Here is a 16,559-nt window from a genome sequence, read left to right as displayed (position 1 = left end):
ATGGCAGATAGAAAAACCCCTTTACATATGGTTAGAAACATCGGTATAGCTGCTCACATCGATGCCGGTAAAACTACGACCAGCGAAAGAATTTTGTTCTTTACGGGTATGAGCCACAAGATAGGCGAGGTTCACGACGGCGCTGCTACGATGGACTGGATGGAGCAAGAAAAAGAGCGCGGCATCACGATTACGTCTGCGGCGACAACTTGCTTTTGGAAAGATCACCAGATAAATTTGATCGACACTCCGGGCCACGTCGACTTTACTATCGAAGTCGAGCGTTCTATGCGCGTTCTTGACGGTGCTGTTTCGGTATTTTGCTCAGTCGGCGGCGTCCAGCCTCAGTCTGAGACCGTTTGGAGACAGGCAAATAAATATCACGTTCCAAGAATCGTTTTTGTAAATAAAATGGACAGAATCGGCGCAAATTTCTTTAACGTCGAGTCTCAAATCAGAAACCGCCTAAAAGCAAATCCTGTGCCTATTCAAATTCCTATCGGTGCAGAGGATAACTTTAGAGGCGTGGTCGATCTTGTTAAGATGAAAGCTTACGTTTGGGAAGACGACAAAAAGCCGACTGACTATAAAGAGATAGAAATCCCTGCAGAGGTAAAAGAAAAAGCTGAAGAGTACCGCACTAAGTTAATCGAAGCGGTTTCTGAAACCGATGATAGCTTGATGGAGAAATTTTTCTCAGGCGAGGAGCTAAGCGAAGAAGAGATCAAAAAAGGTATCAAAGCGGGTTGCTTAAGAATGACGATAACTCCTATGCTTTGCGGAACGGCATTTAAAAATAAAGGCATCCAGCCCCTACTTGACGCGGTCGTAGCATATTTGCCTGCACCGGATGAGATCGAGGCGATTAAGGGCGTTTATGAAGACGGTAGCGAAGTAACGGTAGAAAGCACCGATAACGGCGAATTTGCAGCTCTTGCGTTTAAGATTATGACCGACCCGTTTGTCGGACAGCTTACATTTATCCGTGTTTATCGCGGTAGCCTTGAGAGCGGTAGCTATGCTTACAATACTGTTCAGGATAATAAAGAAAGAATCGGTCGCTTGCTAAAAATGCACTCAAACAAACGCGAGGAAATTTCGGTTCTTCACGCGGGCGAGATCGGCGCGGTCGTAGGTCTAAAAAATACCCTAACCGGCGATACGCTCGCGAGCGAAAAAGACAAGGTTATCCTTGAGAAGATGGACTTCCCTGAGCCGGTTATCAGCGTTGCCGTCGAACCAAAAACTAAAGCCGACCAAGAAAAAATGGCTATCGCGCTTCAAAAACTAGCTCAAGAAGACCCAAGCTTTAGAGTGGGCACCGACGAAGAGAGCGGTCAAACCATCATCAGCGGTATGGGCGAGCTTCATCTTGAGATCATCGTAGATAGAATGCTACGCGAGTTTAAAGTCGATGCCGAAGTAGGTCAACCGCAAGTCGCATACCGCGAGACTATCCGCAAAACAGTCGAACAAGAGTATAAATACGCCAAGCAATCAGGCGGTCGCGGTCAGTACGGACACGTATTCTTGCGCCTTGAGCCGCTACCTGCGGCTAGCGGATTTGAGTTCGTTAACGATATTAAAGGCGGCGTGGTTCCTAAAGAATATATCCCTGCAGTTGAAAAAGGCTGCAAAGAAGCGCTTCAAAACGGCGTGCTTGCCGGCTATCCGGTCGAGGACGTTAAAGTTACCCTATTTGACGGTAGCTACCACGAAGTCGACTCATCTGAAATGGCGTTTAAACTCGCTGCTTCTATGGGCTTCAAAGAGGGCGCTAGAAAGGCGGGTGCGGTTATCCTTGAGCCTATGATGAAGGTCGAGGTTGAGACGCCTGAGGATTATATGGGCGACGTTATCGGCGACTTAAACAAACGCCGCGGACAAGTAAACTCTATGGACGAGCGAAACGGAAGCAAGATCATCACGGCTTTCTGCCCGCTAGCTCAAATGTTTGGTTACTCTACGGATCTTCGCTCTATGACGCAAGGTCGCGCGACTTATTCTATGGAATTTGACCACTATGAGGAAGTTCCAAAGAACGTCAGCGAAGAGATTATAAAGAAAAGAAACGGCTAAGCCGAATTTGGCGGGGATGTAAATCCTCGCCTTTAAATTTAATTCCCATTTTATCCTTTGTGCTTAAAATGGCTTTCATTTTACAAATTTAACGTATTTTGTGTCCTCATAGCTCAGCTGGATAGAGCGCAGAATTCCTAATTCTGAGGCCACAGGTTCAAATCCTGTTGGGGACACCACCGAAAAATATTCTCAAATTTTTACTTTCTTTTTTTCTGATAAAATATTCGGCGCCCTCAAATTCCACCTACCCATTTCCAAAAAATTATAATTTATCCCAATCCCGCCAAAAAACACTCTTCTATCTCTAAATTCCCACGCCCCACCCCAAATTTAACCACATAAATTCGATTTTATTTTTGTTCTATCCCTATCGCGATATAGTCACGTTTTTAGGCTAAATAAATCTTTAAATATTACTAATAAATTATAAATTACACCTTCATTTAAGCTTATTCTTTAAAGTTAAGTCCTATAATAACACTAGATAAAATAAATTTAATCTAAGGAGGACGCCCGAAGACGCCAATAGTAATAAAAGGTATTTAGAGTATAGTCGTAAATTAAAGATTTACAGGTAGATAGCTAACGTAAATTTAAGGAGAAGCTATGAAAAACTCAAACGTTTCAAGAAGAGATTTTGTTAAGTTAAGTATGGTAGGCGCAGGAGCCTTGGCTCTAGGTGCGGTAAATGCGCAAGCAGCTGTTAACGCTAAAGACGTCAAATTTGACGAGGAGTGGGACGTAGTTATCGTGGGCTCTGGTTTTGCAGGACTTGCGGCCGGTATCACCGCAGCCGAAAAGGGCAACAAAGTCCTAATCCTAGAAAAGATGGGACGAGTCGGCGGTAACTCCGTAATTAACGGCGGCATATTTGCCGTTCCAAACAGCGACAAGCAAAAAGCCGAAGGCATCAAAGATAGTAACGAGCTATTTATCAAAGACTGCCTAAAAGCCGGCCGCGGCCTAAACCACGTAGATCTAATCGACACCATCGCTACTCGCGCGCAAGACGCATATAAACTAACTCTAAAATGCGGCGCTAAATACATAGATAAAGTTACCCACGCAGGCGGGCACAGCGTACCTAGATCGCTTCAGACCGCTAACGGCTCGGGATCTGGTATCGTTCAGCCGATGGTAGAACACTTTAAAAACCTACAAGGCTGCGAGCTAAGACAAAGAGCTAAATTTGACGAATTCGTCCTAGGCGAAGACGGCGGCGTAGACGGAGTGATCATTAGAGAGGATTATAAATTTGATCCAAAGAGCCAAAAAGACGACGCCGAAAACACTACGGGAACTAAAAAAGTTATAAAAGCTAAAAAAGGCGTAGTACTAGCCGCAGGAGGATTCTGCCGCGACGTATTCTTTAGACAAGTCCAAGATCCATCTATCCTACCTAGCACAGATAGCACCAACCACCCGGGCGCAACCGCAGGCGCTATGAAAGAGGCGTTTAGGATCGGCGCTACCCCTGTTCAGCTAAGCTGGATACAGTTTGGTCCATGGGCATGCCCTGACGAAAAAGGCTTTGGCGTTGGCTCTATGTTTAACGTAAACGGAAGCTTCCGCTATGGTATCTCAGTCGATCCAAGAACCGGCAAGCGCTATATGAACGAGCTAGCAGACCGCCGCACCCGCTCTCAAGCTATGTTTAAAGTAATCGACGCAAAAGCCGATATCTATCCTATCAACTTCTGCGATAGCGAGGGCGTAAAAAATATGGTCATACCTGAGCACTACACTAAACCGCTAGAATCTGGCGTACTAAAGAAATTTGAAACCCTAGACGAGCTAGCTGCGGCTTATAAAATCCCTGCCGCAGAGCTTAAAAAGACCGTCGAGAGATATAATAGCTTCGTTAAATCAGGCAAAGACGAGGATTTCGGTAAACCTATGGATAAAACCACTACAAACGGCGTAGATATCTCTAAACCGCCTTTCTACGCTATGCGCGGTACGCCAAAACTTCACCACACTATGGGCGGTATCGATATCAATACCAAAGCTCAGGTTATATCTCTACAAACAGAGATGCCGATCCCAAGATTATTTGCCGCAGGCGAGATCACCGGCGGCGTACACGGAGCTAGCCGCTTAGGTAGCGTAGCGATAGCTGACTGCTTAACGTTTGGTATGATTGCGGGAGAGAATATAGGCTAACCATAAAACGAAGTTCTCGCGAGTTTATACATCGTTTGATCTAAATTTTATCGCTAGATGAACGAAATGTTCTATCTGCGCTCTAAAATTTAGATCCGCCTCGCCCAAAGCTCGCGATAACTTGTTTTAAATTTGCATTTTTTGAGCGCTTTTCAGCTGCGCTTTGCTTACTGCTTTGCAAGAAACGAAGTTTGTCAAATTTAAACTTCTTCTGCTTGCAGCTGCGAGCTTGCGAAGCAGAAAACCCCAAAAATCGCCTCAAAATACTTGCAAATCTTATTTCGTATCGCAAGCCAAATTTAAGATTCAATTCGAGAATTCGGCTTGCGGTACTTTTAAATTTGATGGTAAATTTATAAAATTTACTTCCCAAACTGCGACGCTTTGCGTCAGCAAAGCAGTGTCGCCACCTTAAAAGCGTCGTAGGGGGAGGGGGATTAAAGGGGGTGGGGAGCGACTTCGCGTCTGCTTGCAGTTGCGAGCATGGCGAAGCAAAATTTAAGCCCCCACCCCCTTTACAACAAAGTAAAAAACAACCGTTTGAGGTTGTTTTTTACTTAAAGAGTTAAATTTAAAAACCAAATTTGCCCCTCAAATTTAACGACAAAGAGAACGCGTCTCTTTAAATCCACATAGAAAGGAAATTCGCATGAAACATAAAGCGTTTCTCGCCTTGTGCGCGTCTATGCTACTATGCTCTTTTGCATTTAGCGCAGAAGCCTTAGGTGCAAAGATAACGTCTTTAACTGATCTTAACGTCACCGACGAGCTGCGAGCCAAACACCCTTTAAAGCCTCACCACGAAAAGCTAAGCTTCACCTGTCTTGATTGTCACGAAGGACAAGGAAACGACGCTAGTAAATTTAAATCTATTGGCGATAAAGGCTGTATATCCTGTCACGGCGACAAGAAAAAGATAGCTAAAAGACTAGAATACATGGATCTGCTAAAAGCAAATCCCCACAACTCGGTTCACGACGGCCCTACGCTATACTGCGACGAGTGCCACAACGAGCATAAAAAATCAACCAATATGTGCACGGAGTGCCACGAACACGAAGTTCCGCAATGGATGGGGGTAACGCCATGAAAATTTCAAAGAAAGTACTAGCGCTTATTATATTAGTAAGCGGCATTATAGGATTTTTAGTCGTACTTCCCGTGCATTACGCCCTAGAAGAAACTAGCGGAGAGAAGTTTTGCGTAGTGTGCCACGAGATGGATCCTATGGTTATAGCTTATAGTAACGACGTTCACAGCGGCAAAGGCAAAAGCGGAGTAAGGGCTAAATGCGTAGACTGCCACATACCTCATGATAACCTAGCTAAATACGTCTTAGTTAAAGCCAGAAACGGACTAATGGAGGGATATATTCATTTCTTTAAAGATCCGGAGGCTATAGACTGGCATAAAAACAGAGAGAAAAGAGAGCACTTCGTATTTGATAACGGTTGCGTTAGCTGCCATACGAATTTGGTGGATAATAAGCTAACCTCAGCCCAAGCCCAAAAGATGCACGCTCACTATCAAAGCTTGCTAAATACGGATAAGCAACTAACCTGCGCTAGCTGTCACGCCGAGGTAGGCCACAGCGGGCTAAACAATATGCTAAACTACTGGAAGCCTGAATACAAAATCTACGAAAAGAAAGCCGCAATCAAAAAAGAAGAGATAAAGAAGGCATATTTTGGGGAGGATTATGTAGCACCTAAAGAGGTGAAGGGTGAAGATAAAGCGGACAAAAACGCGACTAAGTAAACTTTCCTAAATTTGATAGTCCAAGTAAATTTGGGCTATCAAATTTAACTCTACAGTGTATAAATTTAACTTCCAATACCTCTATACTGTCTAAATTTGATGCTTACAACACAGTAAATTTAATAACCGTTTAAAACAAATTTATGTATATTTTCTCTTTTACTAGCCGTCAAATTTGACGAAAATTTGAGCGTCAAATTTTGCAAATTTAAAACCAAAACCGCCGAAAGAGAAAAATGGATAGAAATTTTAATAAAGCAAGAAACCAAGGCATCCTCGGCGCAGTTTGCATCCTGTGTGCGAGCGCGAGTTTTCTAGCGAGCGATCAGAGCCTGTTTTGGATCGTTCGCACGCTAGCATGGCTGTTTGCACTGACGTTTTTCCACTACGCGCTCATCCGCGCGCAGGAGCTATCAAACTCAAACGTCTTTACCATCTTCAAATACGCCTACAACGGCTTTTTAGCAGTGATCCTCTGCACGGTCGCGCTCTACGTTTTTGACGAAAATTATCTCAGGCTCATCTCCCGCGTCATCATCCCGCTTGCAGTATTTGCTGTCTTGGTCGCGTGGGTCGTCATAAATCTCAAACTCGCAAAGGCCTCGGGCTACGCGCTTTTTGGCATTTACGCGTGGATGCTTGCCGCTAGCCTGGGCGCAAACTTCACCTACGGCATGCTAGAGGTCCTCTCGCCAGCTCTCATTGCCTCTATCGTCAAATTTGAACCTCTCGCAAATGCGCTCTTTGATCTAGCGACTTCGGGCGTATTGCTCGCGGCGTGGATCAGTGTGGAAAATTTCTCAAACGAGCAAAATGAAATCGAGATAAATTTGACCAACCAGTGCGGCGATAGGCTAAATTTAAACACGCAAAACGCAAACGAACCAAATTTTAGCAGCCGTAACGAGCTAGCAACGGAGCTCAAATTTGACGCCGATCAAAGCCAAGCAAATAAAATTCCGCCCCAAAAAGAAAACGCGCATGAAAATTCTAACGAACGAGAAACGCTAAAAGCAGCCAAAAGGCAGGGTATCATCTCGTGTCAGCTTATGCTAGCGACCGTTGCTGTATCGTTTTTTGCCAAGCTTTATCTGATATTTACGCAGCCGCACGACGAGTCGCAAGAGCAGCTAATAAAACTGCTTGAAGGCTCGGTAAATTTCGTGCTTTTTCTCGCCGCGGCCGTTTATATGTGGTACGCGCTTAAAAAACTAGAGGAAATTTACGACGCCGACGTGCTTAGCATCTATAAACAGATGATTTTTGGATCTATCGTATTTGCGGCAGTTGGTATAGCGTTTGGCTTTATACGCGGCATAGAGGACCGACCTACTACTGCTGGTACTGGGCTGGCGGGACTTTTTATACTAGCTATCACCATCTATCTTGCCGTCCTTTGGGCTAAGTTAAATTTCAGCCTTGCAAAGATTACGGAAAACAATCTTTTTAAGACTTACGTATTTTTCGCTATCACTAGCTTTATTATCGCCTTTGCGCTGCAGATAATGCTATCTATGGGCTATTTTACGGCGGTCTTTTCCATACTGCTTGCAGCGCTAGCCATCGCGATACTCTACGTGCTGCCGACTGCATTTTATCTATACGCCTGGACTATGATAAAGGAGGAGTAAAGTGGACGAAAACGAACAAAATTTCACCGAAGACAAAACTCAAATCATCGAAAAAGCAAAGCAGGAGGGGATAATTTCGGCTTGTTTTATGTCCTTTACGATTTTGGTGACTTATGTTGCGGACTTTTTCCCGGAACTTCAAGAAAAGCATAGCTGGACGGCGCTAAGCATACTTGCGCTCGTTTATCTTTATAAGGCGCTTAAAAAGCTCCAGCCCATGTGCGAGACTAATCTCATGCGGCCGTTTCACGCGTATTGGGTGCTAGGGATTGTTACGGCGGCAGCTCTGCTAGCCGGGATACTTTACAATCCTATTTTTACGCTTTTATTCCTCGTTTTGCTTGTAGTTACGCTGATTTTTTGGATGATTTTAAACTTTAGACTAGCGCGTATCACGCAAAATCCGCTGTTTAAATTTCACTCCATCATACTCATAGTCTCTGTCGCATCTAGCCTCACGGTACTTTTTCTAAAAGCAAATCCAGGCTCCGTGCTTTACTACGCGGATGCGGCTATAACGGCGACAGCTCAGGCTTTGCTAGTTGGCGCATGGTACGGCGTGGATGACCTGGAAGATATTTAGTCAAATTTGGCGCAAAATGCGCGAGTAACGTCTCTGCGCGGTTTAAATTTGATCTACCTAGTGGTGATGAATTTTGGCAAATTTGAGTTAAATTTTCATCCTGCTCGGCTTTGTTAAATTTGCAAAAGCGACCAGTAAATTTAAACAGATGAGTGCCTATTCCGCCATTCGTATCAAAAATGCGCGGGTTTGACCGCCTGCGTATAAATTTAACGGCCGAGTCAAATTTTAGCGAGGCCGTTTGCCGCGCCGCGCGTCAAATTTGACCCAAACTCGCCCTACCCGTTCATCTTGGATAGCTTCTCGTTTTTGAGATTTGCCTCCATCTGGCGTATCTCCTCCTCGCCGCTCCTTACGATACCTTCATCGCACTCAAAGTTTTTGGCGTCTATTTTTTTCGGGTAATCGACGTTTGCAAGGATATGCCTAAAAAGGTTTATGCGAGCCTGCTTTTTGCTATCTGAAACGATGATCGTCCACGGACAAAACGGCGTGTTTGAGGCTAGCAACATTGAGTATTTGGCGATGGTGTACTGATCCCAGAGCTCCTGGCTTTTCTCGTCTACGGGCGAAATTTTAAACTGCTTGAGCGGGTCGGTGAGGCGCTCTTTAAAGCGCTTTTTTTGCTCCTCTTTTGAAACCGAGAGGTAAAATTTAAAGAAAATAATGCCCGAGTTTTTGATCATCTCCTCAAATTTAGGCACCTCGCGCAAAAACTCCTTGTGCTCTTCTTGCGTGCAAAAGCCCATCACAGGCTCGACGCCAGCGCGGTTGTACCACGAGCGGTCAAAGATCACGATCTCGCCCGCACTCGGTAAATGCGCGACGTAACGCTGGAAATACCACTGCGAGCGCTCGACGTCGCTTGGCTTTTCAAGCGCCACGATACGGCATCCGCGCGGATTTAGGTGTTCGGTTAGACGCTTTATCGAGCCGCCCTTGCCCGCCGCGTCGCGCCCCTCGATGATGATGAGTACGCGCAGGCCCTGCTCTTTTACGTGGTTTTGAAATTTTAAAAGCTCGATTTGCAGCTTTCGAAGCTCGTGCTCGTAGTCGCATTCTCCGTTGTTTTTTTTATCTTTTGACATATTTTTCCCTAGTCTATTAAGATATTTTGTTCATTCAACTCGGCACCAATGCTTGCTCCATCTTTTTCGGCGGTTATCACTCCTATCAGCGAGATCTCGCTGCTTTCTAGTGTGCCGTTACCGTCCGCTACGATCTTATAAAGCTGGGTTATATCCTTGCCCTGTACGGCGACCACAGCCTTGGTGTCTTCTTGATTTGAAGTTGTATTTTTAAAAGCCTTTCCGCTTTCAGCGATAAGCTCTGCAAAATCTTTCCCGCCGTAGTCCTTGCCGGCTATATTTTCATCCATTTTTACACTGTAAATGTTACCGTTTTTGATCTCCTTGCCGGCATTTGCGGCGAGGCCTAAATTTTGCGCCTCTACCTTTTCGTTGATGCCTAAATTTTTAAAATTTATCTTATCATCGTTTGAAAAATCAGAAATCGTCAAATTTGAAGCATTTGCAGACAGACTAAAAATATCCTTAGCCTTGCTTGCAGCTACTGCTCCGGTGACGTCCAGCACCTGTAAACTATCGTTTGTATCGCTAAATTTATCTTTCAGAAGCGAATACTGAACCAAGCTCAAGTCTAAAACACCTTGCTCGTCGGTAATGTCGATACTATTTGCAGCTTTTAAGGTATTTAAGTCGCTTGAGTTTTCCAAAGCTGCTTTAAAATTTGCAATACTATCTTTCAGTAAAACATTCTCTTTTAACGCCAATGAATCTTTAAACATACCGAAATTTGCGATAGCCTTAGTTTCATCGCTAGCGCTCGTAAATTTACTTTTTAGACTCTTAAACTGTGAAATATTAATCTCAAATAAGCTATTTTCTTGATTTACATCTACGCTTTTTATACGCTCGCCTAAAAGCGCTAACACCTCTGCGACGCCTTTTTGCTGTAAATTTGCCGGCGTATCCAAGACTCTAAAATTTACGTTTTCAGGCAAGCCAAATTCATAAATTTTACTCGAATAATACGCCGTTACGAGCGTTTTCATATCCGTTAGCAGCTCGGAAATATTTTTATCGGCACCAAAGAGCATCGAGCTTTTATCTATCGTTAGCACGTCGCCTTCTTTTTTCTCTTTTAGGATACTCTGTACCGTGTACGATTTTAGCACTTCTTCACTCTTGGTAACGGGCTTTTTAAATGTATAAATTTCATTCGTAGGCAGTTTGACGCTTGAAATTTTAAGTTTTGCTAGACTTATATCGGCGACAACCTTTTTGCCGCCCTCGTCTTTGTAATATTTTCCATCGATGCCCTTATAAACAGCATAGTCTACGCCCTCAGCTTTCACGCCAACGTCACTACCGCTAACTAGCTTCATAAAGCCGTCATTATCGGTTATCTCGCGGTACATGAAATTTCCGTTTTTACCTAAATCTTCAAGCACTCGCTCGATTTGTTCTTGCGTCGTGCCTTCAAAGGCTCCGGCTATGATTTTGGCAAATTCCTGATTTTCAACAGTTTTGACATTATTTACTAGAGCTTGAGTCTTTATGGCGGTTGCCACCTCTGCAGCCGTACTGGTGTCGGTTATCTCTTTTAAGATATTGCTAAATGCTGCCAATTTCTGCTCTTGCGTACCTTTTTCGGGCAGTTTTTGCATTATCTTGGCGCCGACTTCGGCGACTTTTAGTTTGTTGAGGTATAAATTTTGCGCTCTAACCGCATCGGTATCGCTGTAGTTTCCATGTTCTGCAGCCTTTAAAAGCTCGCTTACGACAACCTCCCTAGAGTTGCCATTATACAAGCTTTTAGCCCAAAACGCTACACCTTCGGGATCTTTACTCTTATCTTTTGAAAATAAATTTGTATAAATGTGATTTATAAAATCCTCATTGCTCTCTTTGCCGCTAAAATACTCTTTTGAAGGTCCGGTAGCCAACATAGCTGCGGCCACATCCTTGATCTCAAGATTACTTTTATTAGCTACGTTTAGCCAATACTGCTGCCCATCCCCCTCGGCGATTCTATTAAAAAGCGTGATATATAGGGCATTTATGTCCTTACTAGTCAAAGCCATATCTTATCCTTTTTTTCGTTTATATTCAGCGCTATTATATATAATTTTAGTTGATTTTCCGATTTATTTTGTGAAAGTTAAGGCTGCAAGCGTGACAAATTTGCAATTTACTTAAACTTTATACTTTTTTTGTAAAATAAGACATAAATTTTTAAGGATTTTTATGTTTTTAAGATTAGTCACGCTTCTGCTTTTTTTAATAAATTTCGCCTTTGCCGAACCGCTTTCGGTCAAAGAAGCCTTCGGTCTCACCGCGCACGCCGACGAGCAAAACGTCGAGTTTAGATTTGCCCCGGCGCCAAATATCCATGTCTATAAAGACAGCCTAGCAGCGAGCCTAGGCGATAAAATTTTAAACTCGCATCTAAACTTCCCAAAAGGCGAAATTTACGACGAACGCGAAGTTTATACGGGTAAATTTAGCCTTTTCGTGCCGATAAATTTGCTAAAAGGGCTTAGCGGCGGCGAAAATTTCACTCTAAAGCTCGAATACCAAGGCTGCGCCAAAGACGGCATCTGCTACCAACCGCAAGTGCTCAAATTTAGCGTCAAAAAGGGTCTTGGCAGCTACTCCGTCGCGCAGATCATAGAGGCCGCCGAGCCTGATTTTGCAAGCTTGCAAGACCCGCTCTCCGAGCAAGACTCCATCGCCGCAAGCCTTAGCAGCGCAAATTTCCTCCTCTCGCTCGCCACGTTTTTTAGCTACGGACTGCTATTATCGCTCACGCCTTGCATCTTTCCGATGATTCCGATCCTCTCATCTATCATCGTCTCAAAACAAGCTAGCAGCTCGCAAGGCGGCAAAAACGGCGCCGTAAATTTAAGCGCGTCAGACGAAACCTCGGTCAAATTTGATAGCAGTAACCCGCACGCTAAAAACGTCAAAAGCAAAAACTCGCGCGCTACGAGCGGCTTTTTCCTCTCTCTTATCTACGTTTTTGCGATGGCGTGCGCCTACGCGGTCGCGGGAGTGGCGGCTAGCGTTTTTGGCTCGGGCGTACAAAGCGCACTGCAAACACCGGCCGTACTGATCGGCTTTAGCCTCGTTTTCGTCGCGCTCGCGCTTTCGATGTTCGGACTTTACGAGCTTCAGATGCCCCTTGCCATGCAAAACGCGCTTAGCAAAAAAGCCCAAAGCAAAGGTGGCATAATCGGCGTTTTTGCGATGGGATTTTTATCCGCGCTCATCGCTAGCCCTTGCGTCGCCGCACCGCTTGCGGGCGCGCTGCTTTATATCGCGCAGAGCGGAAACGCGCTTTTTGGCGGGCTTGCATTATTTACGATGGGGCTTGGCATGGGCGTGCCGCTATTGCTGATTGGTGCGAGCTCGGGTAAAATTTTGCCGCGACCGGGCGCATGGATGGATAAAATCAAGACGCTCTTTGGCTTTATCATGCTGATAATGGCGGTTTGGCTTAGCGCGCGCGTACTGGGTGCTATGGCAGAGCTGCTGCTTTACGGCGTCATCGGCGTGTTTGCGAGCGTATTTTTCGGAGCTTTTGATGCGACAAGTAGCGAGCTAAGCGGCGGCAAAAAACTACTAAAAGGTACGGCATTGCTAGCCTTTATCTACTCTGTTTTGCTCATCGTGGGCTCATTTTCGGGCGCCAAATCGGCGCTAAATCCACTCGAAGGCTTTAAAAGCACAAGCCCTGGCGTAAATTTAAGTAAAAATGAGCCAAATTTTATCGCCGTCTCAAATTTGACCGAACTAGAAAATGCGGTAAAAAGCTCGTCTAAGCCCGTGCTTATCGATTTTTACGCGACTTGGTGCGCTAGCTGCAACGAGCTTGACGAGATCACTTTTAAAGACGAAGCCGTGCTAAAAAAGCTAGAAAATTTCACTCTTTTGCGAGTGGATGTAACGAAAAATAGCAGTGACGACGCGCGGATAATGAAAAAATTCGGACTCATCGGACCGCCGGCGATCCTATTTTTTCGTGCAGGTAGCCACATGCAAGACGAGCTAAAAAACGCGCGCCTCATCGGCTTTTACCCGCCCGAAAAGTTTTTAGCGCATCTTGAAAAATTCGGGCTGTGAAATTTGAGCGGAGATTTTTACGGTTTTATTCTTAAAATTTGAGATAATTAAAGCTGATTTAAATTTCGCTCGCTATAATTTCGCCTATCGTTACCCTGTAGTTTAGTGGTAGAACTGCTGACTCTGGATCAGCTAACAGAGGTTCGAATCCTTTCAGGGTAACCACTTAATCCTTTTAAACCCCAAAATACGGCACTTTTGATAAATTTGTTATACGCTTATTGATTTTGTTAAAACTATACCGCTTGGCATAGTTAGGTTATTGCAGTATTAAAGCTCGGTGCGGCCCGAATCACCTATCAGACCTACTCCGGCGTTTTTGAAAATGTAAATATCTTTTTAAGTTTTACGAGTCCGAGCTTCACGCCGCTATACCTCATTATCTTTGCCATCTGCGTCCATCTAGGCTTTTCATAGCACGGATGCGGACACTTGCGGCAGCTTGGCTTAACATCGTGCGAACAGGCCAAAAGCCGCTCGTGAGCGTAGAAAAACAGCTGTTCACACTCGGTGCAAAGCTGCGTTCGTACGCTATTATTTAAATTTTCGCCCTTATATGTTAGCTCCAAATCTATCTCTCGCTTCGGCTCTAGTGCGTGTTTATCAGTGCAATAAGTCTGCAAAAATTTCGCCAAAGTCGTGACCTGTTCGGTAAATTTCTCATTCGTCATGCATTTTTCCTTTGGGCAAATTTACCAAATTTCTGGGGTTTCGGCGTTAATCTAACTCAATGCCAAATTTCGCTCGCGCCCTTTGCAGATCCTCCTCGCAGTCGATGCCTATACTCCCGCTTTGCACTTCGAGCATGAGAATTTTTTCTCCGTTTGATAGAGCGCGCAGTTGCTCGAGCTTTTCGGTATTTTCGAGCGTCGACGGTGCAAATGAGCAAAATCTTTTCAAATTTGCCGCGCTATAGCCGTAGATGCCCAGATGCGCCTTGTACGCGTCAAACGGTGCGCGGTCAAACGGGATGCGCGAGCGCGAAAAATAAAGCGCGTATCCCGCGTCGTCGGTCACTACCTTGACCAGGTTTTTATCGTCCGCTAGCTCGCTGCCGACAAATTTAAAACACGAAAACATAAACGCTCTCTCCGCGTTTTTCTCGCAAAATTCTCTAAATTTGACGATATTTTCAGGCTCGATAAAGGGCTCATCGGCCTGCACGTTTATGATGATCTCGCTATCTTTGACGCCGAGTATCGCTGCTGCTTCGTTGATGCGGTCGGTTCCGCTTTGATGCGCCTGGCTCGTCATCACGGCTTTAAAGCCGAATTTTTGCGCGATTTGCACTACACCCTCGTCGTCTGCGGCGATCACGACCTCGTCAGCCGCGCTCACCCTGCGCGCCGTAGCGACAAACATCGGCACGCCGTTTATTTCGCGTAAAATTTTATTAGGCATTCGCGTCGAAGCGAGCCTTGCAGGGATGATAATCATCGCTCGATCCAAGCTAAAATTTTAGCTTCTATATCGCTTTTTGCGGCGATTTCGTTATGCACGGCGGCTTTTGCAAATAGCGATCTTATCGCGACGGGCACTTCGTCGTCAAACTCCGCCGCCAAGGCCTCAAGCCCGCTTTTTTCGTCTTTTAGCGTTTCGTTTTTTAGCGCCTTAAACATACTCGGAGCAAATTTGACCCAGTGCGCGGTCGACGTTATCACGGCCGGGCGCGTTAAATTTGTCGCCGCTTTAAAACAAGTGGCCGTATGCGGATCGACTGCGACGCCTTTTGCCGCCCACTCTTTTATAAATTTCTCGCACTCCTCGTCGCTACAGAAATCAGCGTCAAAGTCCTCTTTTAGCGCGTTTAGTTCGCTGCTTGAAAGCTCGTAAAAACCATCGCTCGCGAGACTATCCATCAGCTCTTTGGTTCTCACGGCGCCGAATTTATCAAAAAGCAACCTCTCGACGTTTGATGAGACCAGGATATCCATCGCAGGGCTGATCGTCTTAACCAAACTTTTGCCGCGCAGATCGTATCGCCCCTGCGTAAAAAACTCGGTCAGGATGTTGTTTGCGTTTGAGACGATTTTGATTTTGCCGATTTTCGCGCCCATTTTTTTGGCGTAGTATGCGCCTAGTGCGTTGCCGAAGTTGCCGCTAGGCACGACGATGTCAAACTCGCCCTTTAGCTCGCCCGTTTTTAGCAGATAAACGTAGGCATAAACGTGATAGATGATCTGAAATAAAATTCGGCCGAAATTTACCGAATTTGCCGCCGAGAGCGATAGTCCGGCAGCGCTTAGGCGCTCTTTAAATTTCTCGCTAGCCAGCAGGCTTTTTAGCGCGCGCTGCGCATCGTCGAAGTTGCCCTCGATGCCGATTACTTTGAGGTTTTCGGCGTCAGCGTTTATCATTTGTAGGCGCTGTACCTCGCTCGTGCCGTCTTTTGGGTAGAGGCAGACGACTTTGACGCCCGGCGCGTTCGCGAATGTCTCTAGCGTCGCAGGTCCCGTGTCGCCGCTAGTCGCGCACATTATGAGGTATTTTTCGCCTCTTTTTGCGGCCAGCTCGCTAAGTAGCGCGCCAAACGGCTGTAGCGCCATATCCTTAAACGCGCGGGTAGGCCCGTGATAAAGCTCGTTTATGTAGAGGTTTTCGCCGATTTTTCGCACCTGCACGGGATTTTGCGGATCGTCAAATCTCTCGTACCGCTTCACCGCCCGCTCAAACATCGCCGCATCCGCGTCAAATCCAAATTTCTCTATGATCTTTAGAGCGATTTGCGCGTATGTTAAATTTACCGCCTCTGCAAAGAAATTTGCGTCCAGCTGCGGTAGCTGCGTCGGTGCGTATAGCCCGCCGTGAGCGGAGCTGGGGCTCAGTAGCGCCTGGCTAAATTCCACACTTTTTAGGCTCTCGCCCTCGCTTGCTCTAGTTTGAAATAGCTTCATTTACTTTCCTTTTTTATCCATTTTTTGTATTTTTTGCTAGCTTTATCCGCCTTAAAAGCGACTATCTCAGGCAGATCGTAGTCGTGATGTTTCGCGATAAATTTAGCGACTTTTTTAAATTTGACCGCGGTTTTTACGAGCAAAACCCGCTCCTTTTCATCCTTTATCTCGCCGTCCCAAAAATAAACGCTATTTGCCTTAAAAACGCTGATGCAAGCGGCAAATTTAGCTTTTACGAGCTTTTTGGCTAGAGTTTTAGCCGCGGCCTTATCGGCGCAAGAAGTTAGTACGAATTTCATTA

At 45.4% G+C, this 16,559-nt stretch carries 14 protein-coding genes and 2 tRNA genes; 9 read left to right on the top strand and 7 right to left on the bottom strand.

Going from position 1 to position 16,559, the window contains the following annotated elements:
• The 3 genes from fusA to H7R39_RS02525 all read left to right on the top strand — a co-directional run bounded on the left by fusA (position 1) and on the right by H7R39_RS02525 (position 4,245).
• Complete coding sequence (gene fusA / locus H7R39_RS02535) at positions 1-2,079, top strand: elongation factor G (protein ID WP_004322130.1); 2,079 nt, start codon at positions 1-3, stop codon at positions 2,077-2,079.
• 102 nt (positions 2,080-2,181) lie between these two features.
• A tRNA-Arg gene (locus tag H7R39_RS02530) sits at positions 2,182-2,258 on the top strand.
• Positions 2,259-2,688: 430 nt separating this feature from the next.
• A complete protein-coding gene (locus tag H7R39_RS02525) occupies positions 2,689-4,245 on the top strand; it encodes a flavocytochrome c (RefSeq protein WP_185897836.1) in 1,557 nt (518 codons plus the stop codon).
• An 82-nt stretch (positions 4,246-4,327) separates the two neighbouring features.
• On the opposite strand, the gene H7R39_RS02520 is transcribed toward H7R39_RS02525, so the two are convergent.
• Positions 4,328-4,495, bottom strand: a complete 168-nt coding sequence (locus H7R39_RS02520; protein WP_185897835.1) for a hypothetical protein — start codon at positions 4,493-4,495, stop codon at positions 4,328-4,330.
• A 399-nt stretch (positions 4,496-4,894) separates the two neighbouring features.
• Between H7R39_RS02520 and H7R39_RS02515 the strand changes: the two genes are divergently transcribed.
• The 4 genes from H7R39_RS02515 to H7R39_RS02500 all read left to right on the top strand — a co-directional run bounded on the left by H7R39_RS02515 (position 4,895) and on the right by H7R39_RS02500 (position 8,217).
• Complete coding sequence (locus tag H7R39_RS02515) at positions 4,895-5,335, top strand: cytochrome c3 family protein (RefSeq protein ID WP_185897834.1); 441 nt, start codon at positions 4,895-4,897, stop codon at positions 5,333-5,335.
• On the top strand, positions 5,332-6,003 hold the full coding sequence (locus tag H7R39_RS02510) for a cytochrome c3 family protein (RefSeq protein WP_185898476.1): 672 nt from the start codon (positions 5,332-5,334) through the stop codon (positions 6,001-6,003). Before H7R39_RS02515 ends, H7R39_RS02510 begins: the two co-directional genes overlap by 4 nt.
• A gap of 236 nt (positions 6,004-6,239) precedes the next feature.
• On the top strand, positions 6,240-7,634 hold the full coding sequence (locus H7R39_RS02505) for a hypothetical protein (protein ID WP_185897833.1): 1,395 nt from the start codon (positions 6,240-6,242) through the stop codon (positions 7,632-7,634).
• A 1-nt stretch (position 7,635) separates the two neighbouring features.
• A complete protein-coding gene (locus H7R39_RS02500; RefSeq protein ID WP_185897832.1) occupies positions 7,636-8,217 on the top strand; it encodes a hypothetical protein in 582 nt (193 codons plus the stop codon).
• 278 nt (positions 8,218-8,495) lie between these two features.
• Here the strand turns inward: H7R39_RS02500 and ppk2 are convergent, their stop codons facing one another.
• Together ppk2 and H7R39_RS02490 are read right to left on the bottom strand one after the other, a co-directional pair.
• Complete coding sequence (gene ppk2 / locus H7R39_RS02495; RefSeq protein ID WP_185897831.1) at positions 8,496-9,305, bottom strand: polyphosphate kinase 2; 810 nt, start codon at positions 9,303-9,305, stop codon at positions 8,496-8,498.
• Positions 9,306-9,313: 8 nt separating this feature from the next.
• A complete protein-coding gene (locus H7R39_RS02490; RefSeq protein WP_185897830.1) occupies positions 9,314-11,323 on the bottom strand; it encodes a DUF4214 domain-containing protein in 2,010 nt (669 codons plus the stop codon).
• Between the two features lie 163 nt (positions 11,324-11,486).
• Here H7R39_RS02490 and dsbD point away from each other — a divergent pair, with 163 nt between their 5' ends.
• Complete coding sequence (gene dsbD, locus H7R39_RS02485) at positions 11,487-13,364, top strand: protein-disulfide reductase DsbD (protein WP_185897829.1); 1,878 nt, start codon at positions 11,487-11,489, stop codon at positions 13,362-13,364.
• 91 nt (positions 13,365-13,455) lie between these two features.
• Positions 13,456-13,529: transfer RNA gene (locus H7R39_RS02480), tRNA-Gln, on the top strand.
• 140 nt (positions 13,530-13,669) lie between these two features.
• On the opposite strand, the gene H7R39_RS02475 is transcribed toward H7R39_RS02480, so the two are convergent.
• The 4 genes from H7R39_RS02475 to cutA are packed head-to-tail and all read right to left on the bottom strand — an operon-like array spanning position 13,670 to position 16,557.
• Positions 13,670-14,035 carry a nitrous oxide-stimulated promoter family protein gene (locus tag H7R39_RS02475; RefSeq protein ID WP_185897828.1) on the bottom strand — a complete coding sequence of 122 codons (366 nt, stop codon included), beginning with the start codon at positions 14,033-14,035 and terminating at the stop codon, positions 13,670-13,672.
• Between the two features lie 46 nt (positions 14,036-14,081).
• Positions 14,082-14,801: a 3-deoxy-manno-octulosonate cytidylyltransferase gene (gene kdsB / locus H7R39_RS02470; protein WP_185897827.1), complete on the bottom strand. Its 720-nt coding sequence runs from the start codon at positions 14,799-14,801 to the stop codon at positions 14,082-14,084.
• Positions 14,798-16,258, bottom strand: coding sequence for a threonine synthase (gene thrC / locus H7R39_RS02465; RefSeq protein ID WP_185897826.1), 1,461 nt, complete (start codon positions 16,256-16,258; stop codon positions 14,798-14,800). Before thrC ends, kdsB begins: the two co-directional genes overlap by 4 nt.
• Positions 16,255-16,557, bottom strand: a complete 303-nt coding sequence (gene cutA / locus H7R39_RS02460; protein WP_122862224.1) for a divalent-cation tolerance protein CutA — start codon at positions 16,555-16,557, stop codon at positions 16,255-16,257. The genes thrC and cutA overlap by 4 nt, the downstream gene beginning before the upstream one ends.
• Positions 16,558-16,559: the final 2 nt, after the last annotated feature.

The sequence above is a fragment of the Campylobacter massiliensis genome (assembly GCF_014253065.1).
Taxonomy (GTDB): Bacteria; Campylobacterota; Campylobacteria; order Campylobacterales; family Campylobacteraceae; genus Campylobacter_A; species Campylobacter_A massiliensis.
The sequence above is the reverse complement of the archived record's forward strand: the minus strand, read 5'-3'. Positions and strand labels throughout refer to the sequence as shown.